This window comes from Mesorhizobium metallidurans STM 2683, from assembly GCF_000350085.1.
In the GTDB taxonomy this organism is placed as follows: Bacteria; Pseudomonadota; Alphaproteobacteria; order Rhizobiales; family Rhizobiaceae; genus Mesorhizobium; species Mesorhizobium metallidurans.
Map to the genome: position 1 here is coordinate 1 of NZ_CAUM01000036.1, position 22136 is coordinate 22136.

Annotated in this window: 28 protein-coding genes; 19 read left to right on the forward strand and 9 right to left on the reverse strand. The window is 62.9% G+C overall.

Going from position 1 to position 22136, the window contains the following annotated elements:
- Positions 1-152: 152 nt before the first annotated feature.
- From sdhC to MESS2_RS07040, 8 genes are all read left to right on the forward strand, one after another.
- Positions 153-572: a succinate dehydrogenase, cytochrome b556 subunit gene (gene sdhC, locus MESS2_RS07010; protein ID WP_008873458.1), complete on the forward strand. Its 420-nt coding sequence runs from the start codon at positions 153-155 to the stop codon at positions 570-572.
- Position 573: 1 nt separating this feature from the next.
- The gene (gene sdhD / locus MESS2_RS07015; protein WP_008873459.1) at positions 574-969 is read left to right on the forward strand and encodes a succinate dehydrogenase, hydrophobic membrane anchor protein; all 396 of its coding nucleotides are present in this window, start codon (positions 574-576) and stop codon (positions 967-969) included.
- 1 nt (position 970) lies between these two features.
- Complete coding sequence (sdhA, locus tag MESS2_RS07020; protein WP_008873460.1) at positions 971-2806, forward strand: succinate dehydrogenase flavoprotein subunit; 1836 nt, start codon at positions 971-973, stop codon at positions 2804-2806.
- 2 nt (positions 2807-2808) lie between these two features.
- The gene (locus MESS2_RS07025; protein WP_040592399.1) at positions 2809-3246 is read left to right on the forward strand and encodes a DUF3052 family protein; all 438 of its coding nucleotides are present in this window, start codon (positions 2809-2811) and stop codon (positions 3244-3246) included.
- A complete protein-coding gene (locus MESS2_RS07030; RefSeq protein WP_008873462.1) occupies positions 3246-4025 on the forward strand; it encodes a succinate dehydrogenase iron-sulfur subunit in 780 nt (259 codons plus the stop codon). The genes MESS2_RS07025 and MESS2_RS07030 overlap by 1 nt, the downstream gene beginning before the upstream one ends.
- Before the next feature lie 258 nt (positions 4026-4283).
- Positions 4284-4523: a hypothetical protein gene (locus MESS2_RS32160; protein WP_157357634.1), complete on the forward strand. Its 240-nt coding sequence runs from the start codon at positions 4284-4286 to the stop codon at positions 4521-4523.
- 24 nt (positions 4524-4547) lie between these two features.
- Entirely contained in the window at positions 4548-5114 is a 567-nt protein-coding gene (dcd, locus tag MESS2_RS07035; RefSeq protein ID WP_008873464.1) for a dCTP deaminase, read from the forward strand.
- Between the two features lie 17 nt (positions 5115-5131).
- Entirely contained in the window at positions 5132-5776 is a 645-nt protein-coding gene (locus tag MESS2_RS07040) for a YceH family protein (protein ID WP_008873465.1), read from the forward strand.
- 57 nt (positions 5777-5833) lie between these two features.
- Here the strand turns inward: MESS2_RS07040 and MESS2_RS07045 are convergent, their stop codons facing one another.
- A complete protein-coding gene (locus tag MESS2_RS07045; protein ID WP_008873466.1) occupies positions 5834-6259 on the reverse strand; it encodes an OsmC family protein in 426 nt (141 codons plus the stop codon).
- Between the two features lie 14 nt (positions 6260-6273).
- Here MESS2_RS07045 and MESS2_RS33220 point away from each other — a divergent pair, with 14 nt between their 5' ends.
- On the forward strand, positions 6274-6696 hold the full coding sequence (locus tag MESS2_RS33220) for a hypothetical protein (RefSeq protein WP_244439897.1): 423 nt from the start codon (positions 6274-6276) through the stop codon (positions 6694-6696).
- A 3-nt stretch (positions 6697-6699) separates the two neighbouring features.
- Entirely contained in the window at positions 6700-7056 is a 357-nt protein-coding gene (locus tag MESS2_RS07055) for a YciI family protein (protein WP_008873468.1), read from the forward strand.
- Between the two features lie 20 nt (positions 7057-7076).
- Here MESS2_RS07055 and MESS2_RS07060 read toward each other — a convergent pair whose 3' ends face one another.
- Entirely contained in the window at positions 7077-8330 is a 1254-nt protein-coding gene (locus MESS2_RS07060) for a ubiquinone biosynthesis hydroxylase (RefSeq protein WP_008873469.1), read from the reverse strand.
- A 110-nt stretch (positions 8331-8440) separates the two neighbouring features.
- Between MESS2_RS07060 and tesB the strand changes: the two genes are divergently transcribed.
- The 7 genes from tesB to MESS2_RS07095 all read left to right on the forward strand — a co-directional run bounded on the left by tesB (position 8441) and on the right by MESS2_RS07095 (position 16719).
- Positions 8441-9316 (forward strand): acyl-CoA thioesterase II, encoded by an 876-nt coding sequence (gene tesB, locus MESS2_RS07065; protein WP_008873470.1) that lies wholly within the window; start codon positions 8441-8443, stop codon positions 9314-9316.
- A 219-nt stretch (positions 9317-9535) separates the two neighbouring features.
- The gene (locus MESS2_RS07070) at positions 9536-9874 is read left to right on the forward strand and encodes a P-II family nitrogen regulator (RefSeq protein ID WP_006327120.1); all 339 of its coding nucleotides are present in this window, start codon (positions 9536-9538) and stop codon (positions 9872-9874) included.
- 29 nt (positions 9875-9903) lie between these two features.
- Entirely contained in the window at positions 9904-11331 is a 1428-nt protein-coding gene (locus tag MESS2_RS07075) for an ammonium transporter (protein WP_008873471.1), read from the forward strand.
- A 254-nt stretch (positions 11332-11585) separates the two neighbouring features.
- Positions 11586-11876, forward strand: a complete 291-nt coding sequence (locus MESS2_RS07080) for a hypothetical protein (protein ID WP_008873472.1) — start codon at positions 11586-11588, stop codon at positions 11874-11876.
- A 428-nt stretch (positions 11877-12304) separates the two neighbouring features.
- Complete coding sequence (locus MESS2_RS07085; RefSeq protein ID WP_008873473.1) at positions 12305-14953, forward strand: FtsK/SpoIIIE family DNA translocase; 2649 nt, start codon at positions 12305-12307, stop codon at positions 14951-14953.
- Between the two features lie 183 nt (positions 14954-15136).
- Positions 15137-15802 (forward strand): outer membrane lipoprotein carrier protein LolA, encoded by a 666-nt coding sequence (locus MESS2_RS07090; protein ID WP_008873474.1) that lies wholly within the window; start codon positions 15137-15139, stop codon positions 15800-15802.
- Positions 15803-15912: 110 nt separating this feature from the next.
- The gene (locus MESS2_RS07095; protein WP_040592407.1) at positions 15913-16719 is read left to right on the forward strand and encodes an exodeoxyribonuclease III; all 807 of its coding nucleotides are present in this window, start codon (positions 15913-15915) and stop codon (positions 16717-16719) included.
- Between the two features lie 9 nt (positions 16720-16728).
- Here MESS2_RS07095 and MESS2_RS07100 read toward each other — a convergent pair whose 3' ends face one another.
- Positions 16729-17184 (reverse strand): cyclic nucleotide-binding domain-containing protein, encoded by a 456-nt coding sequence (locus tag MESS2_RS07100; protein ID WP_008873476.1) that lies wholly within the window; start codon positions 17182-17184, stop codon positions 16729-16731.
- A gap of 125 nt (positions 17185-17309) precedes the next feature.
- The gene (locus MESS2_RS07105; protein ID WP_008873477.1) at positions 17310-17993 is read right to left on the reverse strand and encodes a response regulator transcription factor; all 684 of its coding nucleotides are present in this window, start codon (positions 17991-17993) and stop codon (positions 17310-17312) included.
- A gap of 147 nt (positions 17994-18140) precedes the next feature.
- On the opposite strand from MESS2_RS07105, the gene MESS2_RS07110 reads away from it, so the two are divergent.
- On the forward strand, positions 18141-18674 hold the full coding sequence (locus MESS2_RS07110) for a L,D-transpeptidase family protein (RefSeq protein WP_244439899.1): 534 nt from the start codon (positions 18141-18143) through the stop codon (positions 18672-18674).
- 125 nt (positions 18675-18799) lie between these two features.
- Here the strand turns inward: MESS2_RS07110 and MESS2_RS07115 are convergent, their stop codons facing one another.
- Positions 18800-19054 carry a hypothetical protein gene (locus MESS2_RS07115; RefSeq protein ID WP_008873479.1) on the reverse strand — a complete coding sequence of 85 codons (255 nt, stop codon included), beginning with the start codon at positions 19052-19054 and terminating at the stop codon, positions 18800-18802.
- Positions 19055-19218: 164 nt separating this feature from the next.
- Between MESS2_RS07115 and gcvA the strand changes: the two genes are divergently transcribed.
- On the forward strand, positions 19219-20169 hold the full coding sequence (gene gcvA, locus MESS2_RS07120; RefSeq protein ID WP_008873480.1) for a transcriptional regulator GcvA: 951 nt from the start codon (positions 19219-19221) through the stop codon (positions 20167-20169).
- A 26-nt stretch (positions 20170-20195) separates the two neighbouring features.
- Here gcvA and MESS2_RS07125 read toward each other — a convergent pair whose 3' ends face one another.
- The 4 genes from MESS2_RS07125 to MESS2_RS07140 form a co-directional block, all read right to left on the reverse strand.
- Positions 20196-20618: a DUF1761 domain-containing protein gene (locus MESS2_RS07125; RefSeq protein ID WP_008873481.1), complete on the reverse strand. Its 423-nt coding sequence runs from the start codon at positions 20616-20618 to the stop codon at positions 20196-20198.
- Positions 20619-20716: 98 nt separating this feature from the next.
- A complete protein-coding gene (locus MESS2_RS07130) occupies positions 20717-21415 on the reverse strand; it encodes a class I SAM-dependent methyltransferase (RefSeq protein WP_209436082.1) in 699 nt (232 codons plus the stop codon).
- Positions 21370-21795, reverse strand: a complete 426-nt coding sequence (locus tag MESS2_RS07135; RefSeq protein WP_008873483.1) for an EVE domain-containing protein — start codon at positions 21793-21795, stop codon at positions 21370-21372. Before MESS2_RS07135 ends, MESS2_RS07130 begins: the two co-directional genes overlap by 46 nt.
- 25 nt (positions 21796-21820) lie before the next feature.
- Positions 21821-22117 (reverse strand): YciI-like protein, encoded by a 297-nt coding sequence (locus tag MESS2_RS07140; RefSeq protein WP_008873484.1) that lies wholly within the window; start codon positions 22115-22117, stop codon positions 21821-21823.
- Between the last annotated feature and the right edge of the window lie 19 nt (positions 22118-22136).

Genomic DNA, 22136 nt, shown 5'->3' on the forward strand with positions numbered 1-22136 from the left:
TGACGACTGTCCTAAATTACGTTTTCGAAACGATTTTCTGGCTTTGACGCGGTGCAAAAAGAGCATTAGAAACCGGCTGTCCGAAGTCGCAACCGGAAGCGGTAACGCCGCATTTCCACCTGGGGCTCCAGAGACGTCGAACTGGGGGAGCCATGAGCAAATCACCAGCCACCCGCGCATCTGCCAGACGTGAACGGCCGCTTTCGCCGCATCTGACCGTCTACCGGCCGCCGATCACCATGACGATGTCGATCATCCATCGTATCACCGGCGGTGCGCTCTATTTCGGCACCTTGCTGGTCGCTATCTGGCTGATGGCGGCGGCGAGCTCGCAAGGCGCCTTCGACTGGGTCAACTGGGCGTTCGGTTCGTGGCTGGGGCGACTGGTGCTGTTCGGCTACACCTGGGCGCTGATGCACCACATGCTGGGCGGCGTGCGCCATTTGGTCTGGGACACCGGCGCCGGCCTCGAAAAGCACACCGCGTCGAAGATCGCCTGGGCGACGCTCGCCGGCTCGATCGTGCTGACGCTCTTGATCTGGATCGCCGGCTACATGGCGCGGGGAGCCTGACATGAGCGGCGGCAAAACCGACATGCGCACGCCGCTGGCCAAGGTCCGCGGCCTCGGTTCCGCCCGCGAGGGCACCGGGCATTTCTGGCGCCAGCGGCTGACGGCGATCGCCAACATCCCGCTGATCCTGTTCTTCGTCGGTTTCCTGATCGCGCTCAACGGCGCCGGCTATGCTGAAGTGCGTTCCGCGCTTGCCAATCCGTTCGTGGCGCTGGTCCTGGCGCTGGTGCTCATCTCCGGCCTTTACCATATGCGGCTCGGCATGCAGGCGATCATCGAGGACTATGTGCATGGCGAAGGCATGAAGCTGGCGCTGATAGCGCTCAACACATTTTTTACCATAGCGGTCGGCGTCGCCTCGCTCTTCGCCCTGCTCAAACTGGCATTCGGAGGCTGATTTGGCCAAGGACGCGAAATCGGCCAACCCGGCTGGTTACACTTATGTCGATCACAAATTCGACGTGGTGATCGTCGGCGCCGGCGGCGCCGGCCTGCGCGCCACGCTCGGCATGGCCGAGCAGGGTCTGCGCACCGCCTGCATCACCAAGGTATTTCCGACGCGCTCGCACACCGTGGCGGCGCAAGGCGGCATCGCCGCCTCGCTGTCCAACATGGGGCCGGATTCCTGGCAGTGGCATATGTTTGACACCGTCAAGGGCTCGGACTGGCTGGGTGATGTCGACGCCATGGAATACATGGTGCGCGAGGCGCCGGCGGCGGTCTACGAGCTCGAGCATTACGGCGTGCCGTTCTCGCGCACCGAGGAAGGCAAAATCTACCAGCGGCCGTTCGGCGGCCACATGATGAATTACGGCGACGGCCCGCCGGTGCAGCGCACCTGCGCCGCGGCCGACCGCACCGGCCACGCCATCCTGCACACGCTCTACGGCCAGTCGCTGAAGAACAACGCACAGTTCTTCATCGAGTATTTCGCGCTCGATCTAATCATGGAGTCGGACGGCACCTGCACCGGCGTCGTCGCCTGGAACCTCGACGACGGCACCATCCACCGCTTTTCGGCCAAGATGGTGGTGTTGGCGACCGGCGGCTATGGCCGCGCCTATTTCTCGGCCACCTCGGCGCACACTTGCACCGGCGACGGCGGCGGCATGGCCGCGCGCGCCGGGCTGCCGCTGCAGGACATGGAATTCGTGCAGTTCCATCCGACCGGCATCTACGGCGCCGGCTGCCTGATCACCGAGGGCGCGCGCGGCGAGGGCGGCTATCTCGTCAATTCCGAAGGCGAGCGCTTCATGGAGCGCTACGCGCCGTCGGCCAAGGATCTGGCGTCGCGCGACGTCGTCTCGCGCTGCATGACGCTGGAAATTCGCGAGGGTCGCGGCGTCGGCAAGAACAAGGATCATATTTTCCTCCACCTCGACCATCTCGATCCGGCCGTGCTGCACGAGCGGCTGCCGGGCATTTCGGAATCGGCGAAGATCTTTGCCGGCGTCGACCTGACCAAGGAACCGATCCCGGTGCTGCCGACGGTGCACTACAATATGGGCGGCGTGCCGACCAATTACTGGGGCGAAGTGCTCAATCCGACGGCGAGGAGCCCGGATAAGGTGTCGCCCGGCCTGATGGCGGTTGGCGAGGCCGGCTGCGCCTCGGTGCATGGCGCCAACCGGTTGGGCTCGAACTCGCTGATCGATCTGGTGGTGTTCGGCCGCGCCGCCGCGATCCGCGCCGGCCAGATCATCGACCGCACATCGGCGATCCCATCGCCCAACGAGGCTTCGGTCGAAAAGATCATGGATCGCTTCGACAAGCTGCGCCACGCCAACGGCTCGACGCCGACGGCGGTGTTGCGCGAGAAGATGCAGAAGGCGATGCAGGAAGACGCGGCGGTGTTCCGCACGCAGCACTCGCTGGACAATGGCTGCAAGCGCATTTCGCAGATCTGGGGCGAGCTTAGGGATATCAAGGTGTTCGACCGCTCGATGATCTGGAACTCCGATCTGGTCGAGACGCTGGAGCTGGAAAACCTGATGGCCAACGCCATCACCACGGTCCAAGGCGCGGCGGCGCGCAAAGAGAGCCGTGGCGCGCATGCGCGGGAAGATTTCTCGGCTCGCGACGACGCCAACTGGCGCAAGCATACGCTGGCGCGGCTCAGTGAGGACGGCAAGGTGACACTCAGCTACCGGCCGGTGCACACCGAGCCGCTGGTCGCGGAAAAGGACGGCGGCATCAGCCTCGCCAAGATCGCGCCGAAGGCCCGGGTGTATTGATCATGGCGCTGGCGGCCTCAGGATATTCCGGTACGCCCCTCCCGGCCAAGCTTGGCCTGAAGGACGGGATGACCGCGGCCTTCATCGCTCTGCCGGCGGAACTCGGCGATCTGGCCGATGCCGTGTACTTCGCCCATGTCGACAGGCTGGCGGACTGGTCGAAGATTTCCGGCGCTGTCCTGAAATACGATGCCGTGCATGCCTTCACCCGGCAGCGGGCCGAGATCGAGGATCGGCTGAGCGATGTCGAGACGGCGATCAAGCGCGACGGCATGGTCTGGGTCTCCTGGCCGAAGAAGGCATCGAAAGTGCCGACCGACGTCACCGAGGACGTCATCCGCGCCGAAGCGCTGAAGCTCGACCTTGTCGACGTCAAGGTCGCCGCCGTCAACGATGTCTGGTCCGGGCTGAAGCTCGTCATCCGAAAGGATTTGAGGTAATGGTCGAACTGACGCTCCCCAAGAACTCGCAGATCAAGCAGGGCAAGACCTGGCCGAAGCCGGAAGGTGCCGCCAATCTCAGGGAATACCGCATCTACCGCTGGTCGCCGGACGATGACGAGAACCCGCGCATCGACACCTATTTCGTCGACATGGATGATTGCGGTCCGATGGTGCTCGACGCGCTGCTCTGGATCAAGAACAAGATCGACCCGACGCTGACCTTGCGCCGCTCCTGCCGCGAAGGCATTTGCGGCTCCTGCGCCATGAACATCGACGGCTCCAACACGCTCGCCTGCACCAAGGGCTGCGACGACATTTCCGGCGCGGTCAAAGTCTATCCGCTGCCGCATATGCAGGTGGTCAAGGATCTGGTGCCCGACCTTACCAATTTCTATGCCCAGCACGCCTCGATCGAACCATGGCTGAAGACGGTGTCGCCGCAGCCGGCAAAGGAATGGCTGCAGAGCCATGAGGACCGCGAAAAGCTCGACGGGCTCTATGAATGCATCCTGTGCGCCTGCTGCTCGACCTCCTGTCCGAGCTATTGGTGGAATGAGGACCGCTATCTCGGCCCGGCGACGTTGCTGCAGGCCTATCGCTGGCTGATCGATTCCAGGGACGAGGCCAAGGGCGAGCGGCTCGACAATCTCGAAGACCCTTTCCGGCTCTATCGCTGCCACACCATCATGAACTGCGCCCAGACCTGCCCCAAGGGGCTCAATCCGGCCAAGGCGATCGCCGAGATCAAGAAGATGATGGTGGAGCGAAGGGTTTGATTTGAGATACTTCGCGGGTTGCGCAAGGCCTATATGGCGAAGCCCCGCTTCATGTGCGGTTAACCCGGAACCGGCGACACTGCAACACGTTGTGATTCGCTCAATGGTCAAACTTGGATCATAATGTTCCTGTTATGTTCGCTGTGACTCGAAAGGCACGCACAAGGTAAATGTGACAAAATCGTGTCACGACCGTATCCGAATCAGATTTTCGAGATCACTCTGAACAAAAAATAGAACCAGCACGGGAGATAGGACATGAGAGTTAAGGTCGAAAAAATTCGCGGAGGTAGTCATCCAAGCGAGGTATTAGTATCCGTAAAGACTACGCAGGGAGAGGAGCGCCTTGTCGTACACCCGCGCTCTTTGCGAGAAGGCGATACGTTGGAAATCGGCTATCCGATCAACCAAGAATCAAGTAATTATTTGGTCGAACTTCCACGCGAAACAATCAGCGGATCTTGGAGGGTTTGGGTGCCTGCTGAATTAGTTTCATAGGGAAAACTCGCCGGGGGGGCGTAAATGATCTTAACCGATCGAGAAATTCAAATTGCCTTGGAAAGCAAGGCAATTGTTGTTGAGCCAACTCCCGGCGAACTCCAATACAGTTCTACCAGCCTAGATCTCACGCTCGATAAGATCTTGACCGAATTCAAACGCCCAAAAGGCGGCGTAAGCGTCTGTATCGACCCGTCAAGCAAAGAATATAATCACGAGGACGTGCTCTCGGAACTGAGTACGGAGTTCGAGATCAGCGAAAAAAACGGCTATGACTTCCAGCCGGGAGATATGATCCTAGCGTGGACCCGTGAGTACGTTGAGCTCACATATCATTCGAGAATTGCCGCCCGTGTTGAGGGAAAGAGCTCATTAGCCCGACTAGGCATTGGCATTCACCTAACGGCACCCACGATACATGCTGGTTTCATGGGCCAGATAAGGCTCGAAATGGTGAATCACAACGTTATCCCAATAAGGCTCAGGGTTGGTATGCGTGTCTGCCAGTTGATTTTTGAGCAAACGGTCGGAACCCCCGTTCAGGGGTATAAGGGACGTTTCGCCGGCCAGACTACCGCTAAGAAGGGCTAACTGGCCACAACCATACCATGAGCGACGACCTTCCCATCCTCTCCCCCGCCGAAGCGCGCGTGCTCGGTAGCCTGATCGAGAAGAAGGAACTGACGCCCGACATCTATCCGCTGACGCTCAATGCAGCACATCAAGCCGCCAACCAGAAGACGGCGCGTGAGCCGGTGATGGCACTGGAGCTCGGCGAGATCGCCAGGGCATTCGGCCAGCTTGAGCAGAAAGGTCTGGTCCGGCGCGCCTTCGCCTCGCGCGTCGAGCGCTATGAGCACACTGTCGCGCAGCATTTTTCGCTGACCTCGTCGCAGATCGCGGTGATCGGCCTGTTGCTGTTGCGCGGCGCGCAGACGGCGCATGAATTGCTGGCGCGGGCCGAGCGGATGGCGCGGTTCTCCTCCATCGAGGCGCTTCGCGGCGATCTCGACCTTTTGATCGGCCGCAGGCCGCCGCTGGTTCAGTTGCTCGACCGGGCGCCGGGCCAGCGCGAGGAGCGCTATGTGCATCTGCTGAGCGGGGCACCGCAGGTGCCGGTGGCCGCAACGCCGCTGCGAACGCCTTCGCCGGCCTCGGACCTGGAAACGCGCGTGCAGGCTCTTGAGGACGAGATCGCGCGGTTGCGTGCACGCATCGACGCCCTCACCGGCGAAGACCGCCTGAACGATTGACCGGTAACGGAAACGCTGGCCGCGAGGCCGGCGTTTCCCAACGCGAGGTCGTCTCGCTCAGCCTAACCTGGCGTCGAGCGAGACATTTATGGCGCCGAGCGCCTTCGACACCGGGCAGCCGGCCTTGGCCTTTTCGGCCAATTCCTTGAATTTCGCGGCATCGATGCCCGGCACCTTGCCGACCACGGTGAGAGCGCTGCCGGTGATCCCGGTGCCGGGAACCAGCGTGACCACCGCCTTGGCGTGGAGTTCGGCGGCGGGTGTGCCGTTCTCGGCCAGGAAGTGGGAGAACTGCATGGCGAAGCAGCCGGCATGGGCGGCGGCGATCAGCTCTTCCGGGTTGGTGCCGGATTTGCCACTCTCGTCCTCGAAGCGTGCCTTGAACGAATAGGGCGTGCCCTTCAGGGTCCCGCTCTGGGTGTCGAGCGTACCCTTGCCCTCCTTCAGATTGCCTTTCCAGACGGCGTTTGCGGTGCGGTCCATGAAATCCTCCTTGGTTGTCCGGCCGGCCCGGCGCCAGCGTTCTTCACGACTATAGCGCGGGCGCGGTCGAAGACCACCGCGCTCTTTGCGCAGTCGCGCAAGTTGGCGGCGGGGCTGAATTTTTTCTTGAAAAAAATGCGCGTGCAAAAATGTCGACTTCCATCGGCCTCGACCGTCCTGCGGGCGGTCGCGGATTTCGCGGCCGGATGGAGGTTCACATGGACAATCAGTTTTTCGCACTGTGGAAGATGCCAGGTCGCAAGCCCGAACGACGGGAAGATTACTGGTTGCATCCGCCGCCTTCCGGTTTCGGCCGGCTGCTGGCGGCGCTCGCCATCATCGGGATCGCGGTATGCCTTCTCGACCACGCGGCAGGCAAAGGCGCGGCTGACACCGTGGTGGCCGCATCCTATGGTTCCTCACAACAAGGGAGATAGACAATGAAATATGTCCTGCTGGTTTATGGCCAGGAAAAAGACCTCTACGCGCTCACGCCGCAGCGATCGGCAAAACTCGACGCCGATTCGCTGGCCTATGACAGGTCATTGGACCGGCAAGGCAAGTTGATCATCGCGCAGGCGCTGCAGTCGGTGAAGACGTCGAAGTCGCTGCGGCGGCGCAAGGGCAAGCGGCTGGTCATCGATGGCCCCTTCGCCGAGACCAAGGAGCAACTGCTCGGCTTCGTCATGATCGAAGCCGAGAACCTCGACGAGGCGCTGGCGATCGCCGACGGGATTCCGTTGGCTGAAATCGGCACCGTCGAGGTCAGGGCGATCTACGATGTGCCTGGTTCCTGAGCGCCCGTCGTTCGGGCCAGCTAGATCGCCTCGCCCTTCAGTAGCCGCGGCGTATCGCCCGACAGCCCCGACGCCTGGCGGATGAAGAAGTCCTTTAGGCGTGGCATGCGTTCGACCAGGCCAAGGCCGATGTCGCGGGCGGCACGCAGCGGGCCGATGTCGTTGGAAAACAACCGGTTAAGCACATCCGTGGTGACGCCCATCTGCACCGTGTCGAAGCGCCGCCACTGCTGGTAGCGTTCGAGCACGTCCAGCGCACCGATGTCCTGGCCGAGCCGGTCGGCCTCGACCACCACTTCAGCCAATGCCGCCACGTCCTTGAAGCCGAGATTGAGGCCCTGGCCGGCGATCGGATGGATGCCGTGGGCGGCATCGCCGACGAGCGCGATGCGCGGCGCGACGAAGGCGCGGGCAAGCGTCAGGCCGAGCGGCCAGGCGCGCGGCTTGTCGGCAACGCGGATTTCGCCGAGCTTCAGGCCGAAACGCAGTTCGAGCTCATGCTCGAAGACGAGATCGTCGCCATCGACCAGCTTCTGCGCGTCCTCCATTCGTTCGACCCAGACGATCGACGAGCGGTTGCCATCCTTGCCAGGCTTCAGCGGCAATGTGGCGAAGGGGCCGGCCGGCAAGAAATGCTCTTCGGCGTGGCCATTGTGCGGGCGCTCGTGGGCAACGGTGCAGACGATGCCGGACTGGCCATATTCCCATTTCACCGTCTTGATGCCGGCCATGTCGCGCAGTTTCGAATTGACTCCGTCGGCGGCGACCAGCAGCCGCGCCTTCAGCGTCGCGCCATCGGCAAGATGCACGGTGACGCCGGCGCCGCTCGGATCGAAGGCACTGACGGCAACGCCCTCGATAATGTCGATGCCGAGTTTTTCGGCACTGCCACGCAAGGCGCCGTTCAAGTCCTTGTTTGCCACCATATGCGCGAAGGGTTCGCCGGGCGCGACCTCGCCGTCGAAGGTTAGAAACACCGGGCGCACCGGATCGGCGGTGCGCGAATCGGTGACGATCATCTCGGTGATCGCCTGCGCTTCCGGCGCGATCTCGGCCCAGACGCCGAGCTGGTCGAGCATGCGGCAGGCGGCGGCGGCGATGGCCGAGGCGCGGCCGTCCTTCCGCCAGACGCCGGCGGGTGCCGCGTCGACAACGGCGACGGCGAGGCTCGGGCGCGCCTGTTTCAGCGATACCGCCGCGGCAAGCCCGACATAGCCGGCGCCGGCGACCAGAACGTCGAGCGAGGTTTTTGCATTCGCCTTGCGGTCCACCATGGCAAATTCCCTTCCGGCCAAATTCCTTCCGGCCAAATTCCTTCTGGCCTTGACTGCCCGCCATTCCTGTCGGAAACCGCCATAACACTTTTGCAGTGAGGGCGCGAAACATGACGGCGGCCATGGACGAGCTTCTCGACATTCTCGACCTCGAGCAGCTCGAACACAACCTGTACCGTGGTCGCAGCCCCAAACTCGACTGGCAGCGGATTTTCGGCGGCCAGACCATCGCCCAGGCGCTGGTCGCGGCGCAGCGAACGGTCGAGCCCGAACGCCATGTGCATTCGCTGCACGGCTATTTCATGCGGCCCGGCGACACCAAGGTGCCGATCATCTACGAGGTCGACCGGATCCGCGACGGCGGTTCCTTCACCACGCGCCGCGTCGTGGCAATCCAGCACGGCCAGGCGATCTTTTCGCTGGAGGCCTCGTTCCAGCAGGACGAGGTCGGCCTCGAACATCAGGTGCCGATGCCGCTGGACGTGCCGGCGCCCGACACATTGCTGTCGCAGCGCGAATTGCTGGGCAAGTTCGGCGAGGCCGTGCCCGACGGCATCAAGCGCTATTGGGAGCGCGACCGGCCGATCGAGATGAAGCCGGTGATGCTGAAGCACTACACCAGTCGCGAGAAACTGGAGCCGAAGCAGAACATCTGGATCCGCACCACCGGCCCGGTGCCGGCCGACCGCGGCATTCAGGCGGCGGTGCTCGCCTACCTCTCCGACATGACGCTGCTCGACACCTCGACCTTCGCGCATGGCCGCGCCATCTTCGACCGCGACATCCAGGCGGCAAGCCTCGACCATGCCATGTGGTTCCACCGCCGCCACCCGCTCGACGACTGGATCCTGTACACGCAGGACAGCCCGTCGACGCAGGGGTCGCGGGGCTTCACGCGTGGCTCGCTGTTTGCGCGCGACGGCACGCTGATCGCCTCGGTTGCGCAGGAAGGCCTGATCCGGCTGAAGCGCCCGCCTGCGGAATAGGCATTTTCTAAAAATTGCCTATTTTTTAATCAGGCACAGTGCCGAAACTCTGAACAGTCGGCTGTTGGTGGCCGGCTAATCTCTTTGTTTACAACAGGTTAATAGCCTGCTTCGGCAATTGGCACGGAGCTTGAATCCTAGCGGGCACTCTCCGGCTCTCATGGGATCGGCGAAGTCGTGCAAACGCGGGGGACCCGCAACAGCAAAGGGTGAAACCTTATGAAAATCGTGATGGCAATCATCAAGCCGTTCAAGCTCGACGAGGTGCGCGAAGCGCTCACCGCAGTCGGCATCCAGGGCCTGACCGTCACCGAAGTCAAAGGCTACGGGCGTCAGAAGGGACACACTGAAATCTATCGCGGGGCGGAATACGCGGTGAGCTTCCTGCCGAAGATCAAGATCGAGGTCGCGGTCGGCGCCGACATGGTCGACAAGGCCGTCGAAGCAATCACCGCCGCGGCCAAGACCGGACAAATCGGCGACGGCAAGATCTTCGTCTTCGGCATCGACCAGGCCGTGCGCATTCGCACCGGCGAAACAGACACCGACGCGCTTTGAGCCGCGCACGTATTCCAATGGAGAGTTCAATGAATATTTCTTCCACCTTGAAATCAGCGGCGTGCACCGCGCTGCTGGGCGCGGCTACGCTCGCGGCATTAGGCACGGTTGCCGCTTTCGCGCAGGAAGCAGCTCCCGCGGCGGCCGCGCCAGCGGCGGCGCCGGCCTTCACCGTCGACAAGGGCGACACGACGTGGATGTTGATTTCCACCGTGCTGGTGCTGTTGATGACCGTTCCCGGCCTGGCGCTGTTCTATGGCGGCCTGGTTCGCACCAAGAACATGCTGTCGGTGCTGATGCAGGTCTTCACCATCACCTGCGTGGTCATGATCATCTGGGTGTTCTATGGCTATAGCCTCGCCTTCACCCCCGGCAATGCCTTCGTCGGCGGCCTGTCCAAGATGTTTCTGGCCGGCGTCGACGTGACGACGCTGTCGGAAACCTTCACCAAGGGCGTCGCCATTCCCGAGCTGGTGTTCGTCCTTTTCCAGATGACCTTCGCCTGCATCACGCCTGCCCTGATCGTCGGCGCCTTCGCCGAACGCATCAAGTTCTCCGCCGTGATCCTTTTCACCATCCTGTGGGTCACGTTCGTCTACTTCCCGATCGCGCACATGGTCTGGTTCTGGGGCGGCCCGAGCGCCTATAGCGACCCGTCCGGCCTTATCTTCGGGTTCGGCGCCATCGACTTCGCCGGCGGCACGGTCGTCCACATCAATGCGGGCATTGCCGGCCTTGTCGGCGCGCTCATGATCGGCAAGCGCATCGGTTACCAGAAGGACGTCATGGCGCCGCATTCGATGACGCTGACCATGGTCGGCGCCTCGCTGCTGTGGGTCGGCTGGTTCGGCTTCAACGCCGGTTCGAACCTCGAAGCGAACGCCTATGCGGTGCTGGCCATGGCCAACACCTTTGTCGCCACGGCAGCGGCGGCATTGACCTGGATCGTGCTTGAAACACTGCTGCGCGGCAAGGCGTCCATGCTTGGCGCCGTTTCGGGCGCTCTTACCGGCCTTGTCGCCGTCACGCCCGCCGCCGGCTTTGCCGGACCGATGGGCGCCATCGTGCTCGGCATCGTCGCCACCTGCGTCTGCTACTTCTTCGTCTCGGTGGTGAAGAACAAGTTCGGCTACGACGACAGCCTCGATGTCTTCGGCATCCACTGCGTCGGCGGCATCATCGGCGCGCTCGGCACCGGCATCCTGGTCAATCCCGCCCTCGGCGGCGCCGGCATCGTCGATTATTCGACGGCCGACTTCGCCGCCGGCTATGCCGGTACGGCGACCCAGTTGTGGGCGCAGTTCAAGGGGGTCCTGGTAACCGTGCTCTGGTCGGGCATCGGCAGCGCCATCCTGTACAAGATCGTCGACATGATCGTAGGCCTGCGTCCGACGGCCGATGCCGAGCGTGAAGGTCTCGACCTCACCTCGCACGGCGAAGCGGCTTACCACCCGTAAGCCATGTCGGGGGCGGCTTTCGCCGCCCCGCATCCTCCCATCCCGTCGTGGCGCTCCCGAAAGGGGCTCACGCCTTGAGGCCCGGGCATGTTCCGGGCCTCTTTTTTGGGCGCCGATGGCGAGTGCTGCCCGATCACAATCGCTTGATCAGGGTCCGATCGGCCGAAGACCATGAAACATCGGCACTGCCGGCCCCGAACTGTGGTGGCGACCGTCGTCCGGGCGCTCGCAAAAACCTGGGAAGGAACCATTCCATGAACATCAGAAACATCTGCCTCAAGTCGGCCTGCCTCGGGGCACTTGCTTTTGCCATGGTCAGCGGCACGGCCTTTGCCGGCGCGCTCGACTCGCCGGACAACATGGCGCCGTTCTTCACCGATTCCGGCATGAAAACCATGAAACCGATGGAGGAGTTCAAGTCCGCTTTCAAGGCGATGCCGATGGAAAGGCAGGAAGCGATGAAGAAGGAATGCAATGATGCGGCGATGAGCAAGCCGTATGCCGAATTCTGCGCCAATGTGCAGGCGCTCGGCGGCGCCAACTAAGTGCGGGGCCAGGCTGAAGCCTGAATCATTTCGCTTCCAGCCGAACGGTGGCGGGCCAGCGTGCCCGCCATCCGCATCTGCCTCGGAGAGAGCATCGTCGGCTCACGAGCGTCTCAAGCGATCGTGATTCCGCGCCGGCTCCGCTTGCTGGTAGAACCCATCCCGATCCACCCCCCGGATCGATCTGAGGGCGAAATCCCACTCTCGCCTGCTCAAGATAAGGCCTCGCTGGCTCCGGCCCGCGAGGCTTTCTTGTTTGCGTCTCGTCCGGCCGTGCCGGACGTGTTGCTCAACCGCCGGTGATGAGCAATAGCGCGCTCAACCTCTTATAGTTAATGCGACCTTAACCTTCCCGCCGGTAGTCTGGTGGCCGAATCTGCCGGAGTGCGTCATGCGCTCGGGCCGGGCAATGACAGACGGGGAAGAGCATGCGTTCAGGGGCTTCAGCACCGCTCGCGCTGGCCGATACGGGGCAGGGCATCCGGGCGTTCGCGCGGCGTCAGGTCGGCCGGCTGGTCGGCGCCGGCCTGTTTGCGCTGGTCGCCTTCGGCGTCGCCAGCCTCGCCACCTGGAACGTCGCCGATCCAAGCTTCTCCCACGCCACCGGCAACATCGTCACCAACGCCATGGGCTATGTCGGCGCTGTCTTCTCCGACCTTGCCATGCAGTTCTTCGGCCTCGCCGCCGTCGCGGCCCTGGTGCCGGCGGTGATCTGGGGATTTCTGCTGTTTTCGGCGCGTGGCGTCGACAGGTTGCCGAAGCGCGGGCTCGCCTGGTTCGGCTTTGCGCTCATTGCCGCCGCGATCGCCGGCTGCGTGGTGCCGCCCAAGACCTGGCCGCTGCCGACCGGCCTCGGCGGCGTGTTCGGCGACATGGTTCTCAATATTCCGGGCGTCGTCATCGGCGGCTATCCGACCGGCCTTATCGCCAGCGTGATCGCCGTGTTTCTGGCCGCGCCGGCGCTGTGGCTGTTTGCCTATGGTTCGGCGCTGATTGCGCGCAAGAACGGCTTTGCCGTCATGGAGCCGGCCGCGCCCGATGCCCGTGAGGACGAGCTGCTCTTCGACGATGACGAGGACGAGGGCGACGAGGGCATATTGGCGCTTGGCGCTATCACTCATTGGTGGCTGTCGTTTCGTGGCTATCTGCGCCGCCGCGCGGCGCGGCGGCGCGAGCATGACGATTTCGAACCCGAGATGGAGCCGCGTGCCAGCGCCTGGCGGCGTGCCGCCGAGCGGGTCGAATCGGCCGAGTTCGCCGAGTCACGGATGAGCCTGGATGGCCGCGCCCGCGTCGAACCGGAATTCTTCGCCGCCATGGTCAACGACCGCGGCGCCTCGCTCGACCCCGACGATGCCGATGTCTTCGACGATGACGACGACATGGACTTTGCGCCGGAACCGATGGGCCAGCGCCGCGCCGCGTCCAATGCGAAGGTGCAGAACTTCCGCTCCGATGCGGCGACCCGCGTCGAGGCGCCGGCGCCGCGTCCGGCCCCGGGCGCCCGCGCCCAGCGCGAGGCGCAGACCTCGCTGATCGGCCCGGACACGTTCGAGATGCCGTCGCTGCATTTCCTGTCCGAGCCTAAGAATGTCGTTCGCGACGCCAGCCTGTCCAAGGACGCATTGGAGCAGAATGCCCGCCTGCTCGAAGGCGTGCTGGAGGATTTCGGCGTCAAGGGCGAGATCATTGCCGTGCGCCCGGGTCCGGTGGTCACGCTGTACGAGCTCGAACCGGCCCCAGGCATCAAATCGTCGCGGGTCATCGGCCTGTCCGACGACATCGCCCGCTCGATGAGCGCGATCGCCTGCCGCGTCGCCGTGGTGCCCGGCCGCAACGCCATCGGCATCGAACTGCCGAATGCCAAGCGCGAGACCGTGTATCTGAGGGAGATCATGGCCAGCCGCGATTTCGAGACGACCAAGGCCAAGCTGGCGCTGGCGCTCGGCAAGACCATCAACGGCGAGGCGGTCATCGTCGACATCGCCAAGATGCCGCACGTGCTGGTCGCCGGCACCACGGGTTCGGGCAAATCGGTCGCCATCAACACGATGATCCTGTCGCTGCTTTACCGGCTGACGCCGCAGGACTGCCGGCTGATCATGATCGATCCGAAAATGCTGGAACTCTCCGTCTATGACGGCATCCCGCATCTTTTGACGCCTGTCGTCACCGATCCGAAGAAGGCGGTGGTGGCGCTGAAATGGACGGTGCGCGAGATGGAGGACCGCTACCGCAAGATGTCCAAGGTCGGCGTGCGCAACATCGACGGCTTCAACGCCCGCGTCAGCCAGGCCGACAAGAAAGGCGAGAAGATCTCGCGCACCGTGCAGACCGGCTTCGACCGCCAGACCGGCGAAGCGATCTACGAGACGGAAAACCTCGATCTCGAGCCGATGCCCTATATCGTCGTCATCATTGACGAGATGGCCGACCTGATGATGGTCGCCGGCAAGGATATCGAAGGAGCCGTGCAGCGCCTGGCGCAGATGGCGCGCGCCGCCGGCATCCATGTCATCATGGCGACGCAGCGTCCCTCGGTCGACGTCATCACCGGCACGATCAAGGCCAATTTCCCGACCCGCATCTCCTTCCAGGTGACGTCGAAGATCGACAGCCGAACCATCCTTGGCGAGCAGGGCGCCGAACAGCTGCTCGGTATGGGCGACATGCTCTACATGGCCGGCGGCGGCCGCATCCAGCGCGTGCACGGTCCCTTCGTGTCCGACGACGAGGTCGAGAGGATCGTTGCGCATCTGAAGCTGCAGGGCGTGCCGGAATATCTCGACGCCATCACCGAGGACGACGATGAGGACGACGACGAACCGTCGGGCAAGGGCGGATCCGGCGGTGGCGGCGGCAATTTCGAGGATTCCGACGATCCCTACGACCAGGCGGTCGCGGTGGTGCTGCGCGACGGCAAGGCCTCGACCAGCTACATCCAGCGCCGGCTCGGCATCGGCTACAACCGCGCCGCCTCGATCATCGAGAAAATGGAGAAGGAAGGCATTGTCGGCCCGGCCAACCATGCCGGAAAACGCGAGATCCTGGTACCGACGGAGGATGACAAGTTCTGAGTCGCCTAGGCGAGCCGGCAACCTTTGGACCTTCTGGCGCGTTCAAGCGATCGAGCTCTGTTTGATCCGCCAAACTTAAGCCCAACTGGGGGTCCAGGACATCGACAACATTTAATTCGCGCATGATCCTTTCCGAAATCCGATTTCCGGATCATGCGCCGGAACCACGAGAGAGTGACCGGCATGAACAACTCATCTTTCGCCCAAACCCGCCGCCAGGTGCTTGGCCTCGGCCTGGTGCTCGCCGGCGCCGCGGCCATCAATGTCGTGCCAGGGTTCCAGCTGCTGGCATCGGCGCAAGCGGCGGTGCCGGCGACGGCGCAGAAGATCGCCGACCGCTTCTCCTCGGTCAAATCGATGAGCGGCGAATTCGTGCAGTTCGGACCCAAGGGCGAGCAGACCGGCGGCAAGTTCTTCCTGGAACGGCCGGGCAAGATCCGCTTCAACTATGACGGCGCGTCGAATTTCAGGGTGATTTCCGACGGCCAGTCGGTGGTCATCCTCAACAAGCGGCTTAACACGTCCGACCTCTACCCGCTGTCGAAGACGCCGCTCAAGCTGTTGCTCGACAACAGGATCGATCTCTCCGGCGGCCGCGTCAAAAGCGTCAAGGAAGAGAACGACCTGACCACCATCCAGCTCGCCGACAAATCGGTGTTCGGCAATTCGAAGATCACCATGATGTTCGATCCGAAATCCTACGAATTGCGCCAGTGGACCATCACCGACGCGCAAGGCAAGGACACGACGGTGATGATCTTCAACGTCAAGGAAGGCGTCAGCTTCGCCGCCGACACCTTCGCCATCGATTATACAGCCAACCGCGAGCTCAACACCAAGTCGCGCTAGGCATTCCGATAGCTGTGGATAGAAGCGAGCCGCGCCCTGCAGGACGCGGCTCAGCTTGTTTTTGAGGCCCACGGCTGGCAGGTTCCGGCGTCGATCCCTGGATGCTGCGCATGCCCTTTTCCGTCGCCACCTGGAACATCAATTCCGTCCGCCTGCGCATGCCGATCGTCGAGCGCCTGCTCCTGGAGCAAGCGCCGGATGTGCTTTGCCTGCAGGAGACGAAAGTTCCCGACGAGCTGTTTCCCGAGAAGGCCTTCCGCAAGCTCGGCTACGAGCACATCGCCTTCCACGGCCAGAAGGGCTATCACGGCGTGGCGACGGTGGCGCGCCGGCCGATCGAAGTGGTCGAAAAGCGCCGCTTCTGCGAGATCGACGATAGCCGGCATCTGTCGGTCACCGTGCGGGCCGGCGGCAAGGCGATCCTGCTGCACAATTTCTATGTGCCGGCCGGCGGCGACGAGCCCGATCCCGAGATCAACCGCAAGTTCAGGCACAAGCTGGATTTCGTCGCCGAAATGAACGCCATCCGCGCCGAGCATGACGAGGTGTCAGGGTCGATCCTGGTCGGCGATCTCAACATCGCGCCGCTCGAGCACGATGTCTGGTCGCACAAGCAGCTCCTGAAGGTGGTCAGCCACACGCCGGTCGAGACGGAACGTTTCGAGGCGATGCGGCTGGCCGGTAACTGGGTCGACCTGATGCGGCTCAACGTGCCGCATGAGCAGAAACTCTACACCTGGTGGAGCTACCGCGCGCAGGATTGGGAAGCGTCGGATCGCGGCCGGCGGCTGGACCATGTCTGGTCGTCGCCAAACCTGGTGCCGAACTTTGCCGGCTACGAGATCCTGCGGCCGGCGCGCGGCTGGGAGCGGCCGTCGGACCATGTGCCGGTGATTGCGCGGTTCGATTTAGAGTAAGGGCGCCGCTCAACCCTCGAAACGCGTTGCCAGCTTCTCGATGCGGCGGATCATTGCCTGGAAATCCTCGGAGATGCGCTGGTGCAGATGGACCGCGATATCGGGATATTCTTCCAGGATGCGGCGGAACATCTTGCGGCTGAGCCGCAGCACTTCCGAATCGATTTCGGCGAATGCGCTGGTCAGCCGGTTGGTGTCGGCGATCAGCGCCAGCTCGCTCAGCATCGTACCGGGGCCGGCCGTGCCGAGCGGCACGCGATCACCATTCTGCTCGCGATAGAGCACGATGCGCCCGCTGACCACGATATAGGCCGAATCGGCCACATCGTCCTCGCGGTAGAGCTTGTGGTCGGCCTGCAGCAGGGTGGTTTCAGCGCCGAAGGCCAGCAGACGCAGCTGTTCCTCCGTGAAGTCCTCGAAGAGCCTCACGGTGGACAGGATGCGAATGTCGTCATCCAGCGCCATCTAGCTATGTCCCCGAACCGACAGTCCGACGCCTCCCTCTAGAGCTCGACCCGGAACCACCTCCAGTTTCAGGATCGTACCGGAATGCAGTCCTCGCCCCGACCGCTTAATAGATGATGAAATGTTTAAGGAACCAGCTTGTAGCCGCCGCTTTCTGTCACAAGAATTTCCGCATTGGAAGGATCGCGCTCGATCTTCTGGCGCAGCCGGTAGACATGGGTTTCCAACGTGTGCGTGGTGACGCCGGAATTATAGCCCCAGACTTCCTCGAGCAGCACGTCGCGCGTCACCACCTTCTGGTCGGCGCGGTAGAGATATTTGATGATCGAGGCTTCCTTCTCGGTCAGCCGCACCTTGGTGCCGCGCTGGTCGATCAGAAGCTTCTGGCTGGGCTTGAAGGTGTAGGGACCGACCGAAAAGGTCGCGTCCTCGCTCTGCTCGTGCTGGCGAAGCTGGGCGCGGACGCGAGCCAGAAGCACGGCGAAGCGGAACGGCTTCGTCACATAGTCGTTGGCGCCGGCTTCGAGACCGAGAATCGTGTCGGAATCGGTGTCGTGTCCGGTCAGCATGATGATCGGCGCCTTGTAGCCGCCCTTGCGCAGTATCTTCACCGCCTCCCGGCCATCCATGTCGGGCAGGCCGACATCCATGATGAGCAGATCGATGAGGCCGCCGCGCGCCGCGGCGACGCCTTTGGCGGCGGTTGCTTCCTGCAGGACATCGAATTCCTCGTAGAGAGACAATTGCTCGACGAGCGTGCCGCGCAGGTCGTCATCATCGTCAACGATCAGAATGGTGCGTGAGGTCATGGATCAATCCGTTGTTTTGAAAAGAAAATTCAGTTGACCGCCCCCCGTTTATGCTGAACCTGACCGGCACAACAGCCGATCACAGTGATTTGTTCCGTGACACGATCATACAAGAAAAAACGGCAGCGCAATGCAGCCGGCGCATTTTTGCCAAAAGGGCTTCGCGTGCTCACCGTGCGCGCCAGGCCCGGCAATGCCAGCCAGGGGTTCCTGCAGGCCGGCGGACTGGTGTTTTTCTGCGCGCTGGGACGCGGCGGCATCTCGGCCGGCAAGCGCGAGGGCGACGGCGCCACGCCGCTTGGCTCGATGCGGATATTGTCAGGTTATTTTCGCGGGGATCGTTTTTCCGGGGCCCGCAAAACCCGGCTGGCGATGGCGCCGATCGGGCCCGACCTCGGCTGGTGCGAAGTGCCCGACGACCGCAACTACAACCGCCCGGTGAAGATACCTTATGGCGCCAGCCATGAGCGGATGCGGCGCGCCGACCGGCTCTATGACGCCTGCCTGGTGCTCGACTGGAACATCGCGTCGCGCCGACGCGGGCGCGGCAGCGCCATCTTCTTCCATCTGGCGCGCCCCGATTTTACGCCGACGCAAGGCTGCGTGGCGGTGACGGCACGCACGATGGCGCGGCTGTTGCCGTTGCTGTCGGATCGGACGGTGGTGAAGGTGGTAAGGTAGGGAAATAGGGCAGTAGGGCAGTAGGGCAGTAGGGCAGTAGGGCAGTAGGGGGTGTGATCAGCAAGACGCGCGGCACGCGCCGCTTAGCCTTCCCTACTCCCGTACTGCCATACTGCCTTACTCCCCTAGCGCCGCCGCTTCTGCCAGCCAATGTCGAGCAGGCCGAGCCGGCCTAGCTCCCTGTCCATGGCGCGGGTGACATCCTCGCGTTCGGCGCCGATGTCGCGCAGCTGGCGATCCGAGAGGTCCTCGACATCTTCATGCGGGAGACTGGGCTCATGCGGGAGTTTGAGCGCGATCTTCGCGTGGCGGAACCACTCAATTGCCGCGCGCAGCCAGGTTGGCCCTACGGCCGGAGACTTCAAAACGATGTGTGACATGACGTGCTCCGTTCCATCTGGACATCAAATCCGGTTTGATAGTTTCTCGATGGGCACATCATGCCGTATTGAAATTTAAGAGGGAAACGAGTAGTTTTTTCCAGATCATCAAGTTTTATTTGTGGATCAAGAGCGATGATCCTGACAAAAATCGTCCCGCGCTGATGGCCCGCCTGCTGCCGGGAACCCGTGCCCTGAGGACGCTGGAAGCGGCGGCCCGGCACCTCAATTTCACCCGTGCCGCCGACGAGCTCGGCCTGACGCCGGCGGCGGTCAGCCACCAGATCAAGGAAATCGAGGATCAGCTCGGCATCGTGCTGTTCACGCGCACCAGCCGTAGCATAAGGCTGACCGAGGCGGGAGCGGTGCTGTTCGAGGCCTCGGCCGACGCGCTCGACCTGCTTGGCCGGGCGGTTTCACGCGCGCACAAGATGACGCGCGGCACGGCTTTGCTGAAGATTACGCTCGACGCCCAGTTCGCGACAAAATGGCTGATGCGGCGCGTCGACGATTTTCGCAAGCACCAGCCTGAGATCGACCTGCGCTTCGACATCACCTATGAAGTGCGCGATTTCGAGCGCGACGACGTCGATGTCGGTATCCGCTTCGGCACCGGGAAATATCAGGGGCTTTGCAGCCATCGCCTGTTCGACAATGTCATCATTCCCGTGTGCAGTCCGGCGCTGCTGCGGGCGGGACCGCCGCTGAAGGAGCCGCGCGACCTGTTCCATCATACGCTCGCCCATATCGCGTGGTCGCGCCAGGGTGTGACCTGGCCGAACTGGCGCATGTGGATGGCGGCGGCCGGCGTCGACGATTTCGATGACAGCCGGACCATCGTCTTCGGCAGTTCATCGGATGCGGTGCAGGCCGCGCTCGACGGCAATGCAGTGGCGCTCGCCGAATTCGCCATGGTGGCGAACGATCTTTCCGAAGGCCGTCTGGTGCGGCCATTCGCGCTGGGCATCAAGGTTGCGCCTGACTTCGCCTATCACCTGGTCTATCCGCAGGGCTCTGCTGATGACGCCAGGATCGTAGCGTTCAGGGACTGGCTCCTCAACGAAGTCCACAAGCCGCAGCCAGACCCGACACGCCAAAGTTGGGACGAGCTTTAGGGTCGCCCCATTTCGAGGGGCAACGCTCAGCCAGCGACTTCCGCCATGCCGAACCAGCCGATCACCGCGCCGATGAGCAGCAGCACGCCAAGCCAGTGACCGGTATCGATCAGGGTGAGATCCCAGCCGAAGCCTTCGTAACGATGGTTGACGGAAAGCGTCGTGGCGACGAAACCAAGCCACAGCACGAAACCGAAGACCAGCCCGGCGACCAGGCTCGGTTCGCCGCCGGTCATCGCGCCGACGATCAGGGCGGTGACAAATGCCATCAGCAGTTCCGCGATGAAGGAGATGACGAAGGGCAGCGGCGATTTCTTCATCGTCGCCGGATCAAGCTTGGCGGCCTTCAGCCACGGCTTGCTCAAACCCATGTACCAGATCGCGCCGAACAGCCACGCCACCACGGCGGCGACGACCACCGCCAGCCAGTTCACTGCTGAAAAATCCATGAGTTTCCCCTCCCATGTCGCCCAAAAGTGCGCAGCGGTTTTGGGACAACGACATTCTCAAAATCGATGCGCGATGGAACGCCTGTTCGGCGCTGCCGTCAAGCAAGGCGCCAGACGGTGGTGCGCTTGACCTCGGCGTCCTCCAATGCCCGCGTCACCGCCACCTCGTAGACGGCAAGCGGCTCCAGCCCCGTCTTCGGCAAATAGGCGCGGCCGGGATCGCCGACGAGGATCTCGGCGCCGCGCGCTCTCAGCATCGCGAACCACGGTATCAGACGGTCGGCGAAAGGCCTGTCGTAAAAGACGTCGCCGGCCAGAACCACGTCCCAGCCGTCATCGGCGCCGATGCAGTCCGTGCCGAGGAACTTTATCCCGATGCCATTGGCCTCGGCATTGAGGCGGATCGCGGTCGCGCAGAACGGGTCGATGTCGGCGGCGATCGCCTCCGCCGCACCGGCCTTAACTGCGGCTATGCCGACAAGGCCGGAGCCGGAAGCGAAGTCGAGCACGCGCTTGCCGCGCACCGTATCGGGATTGTCGAGGACATGGCGGGCAAGTCCCTGGCCGCCGGCCCAGGCAAAGGCCCAGAAGGGCGGCGGCAGGCCGATTTCGGTCAGCTCATCCTCGGTGCGCAGCCAAAGATCATGCGCCTCGTCGGCCAGATGCAGGACAATCTCCGGCACATGCGGCGGCGCCATCAACGCCGTGTTGTCGAGGATGAACTTTTTCGCGCTGTCTGGCGTCAGCGCCGTCACGGAGCCGGCGTCAGGCCGCCCATGCGGCAGACCTCTTTCCATTCGGCCGGGGTCACCGGCTGCACGGAAAGCCGCCCGAGCCGGACCAATGCCATTTCGGCAAGTTTGGGATTGGCCTTGACCTGTTCCAGCGTCGGCGGGTTCGGCACGTCCTTGAAGGCGCGGATGTCGACGCATTCCCAGCGCGGATCGTCAGTGGTGGTATCTGGATGGGCCAGCGCGCAGACCTCGGCGATGCCGACGACGTTGAGCCCCTCGTTGGAGTGGTAGAAGAAGCCGAGATCGCCGATCTGCATCGCCTTCATGTTGTTGCGGGCCGCATAGTTGCGCACGCCGTCCCATTGCGTGCCGGCCTTGCCCTTCGCCTTCAGCGTCTCGAAGGAGAAGACCGAGGGCTCGGATTTGAACAGCCAGTAGTTCATTTTTGCTCCTCCTCGCAACCAGAGATCAGTTCGCTGCCGGCGTGTTGAAGACCCAGTTCCACTGCCGGATTTCGACGCTCTCGAAAAGCCCGGCCTTGGCATAGGGATCGGCAGCCGACAGCGCTTCCGCCGCGGCCAGATCTGGCGCCTCGACCACGACGAGACTGCCATTCGGCTTGCCGTCGGCGTCGAGGAACGGACCGGCAAAGGCCAGTTTCTTCTCACCGTTCAGCCCTTCCAGGAAGGCAACATGCTCGGGCCGTGCATCGAGCCGCACTTGCAGCTTTCCAGGCTTGTCCCTGCAAATCCACGCAAACAGCATTTTTTTCAGCTCCGGATTG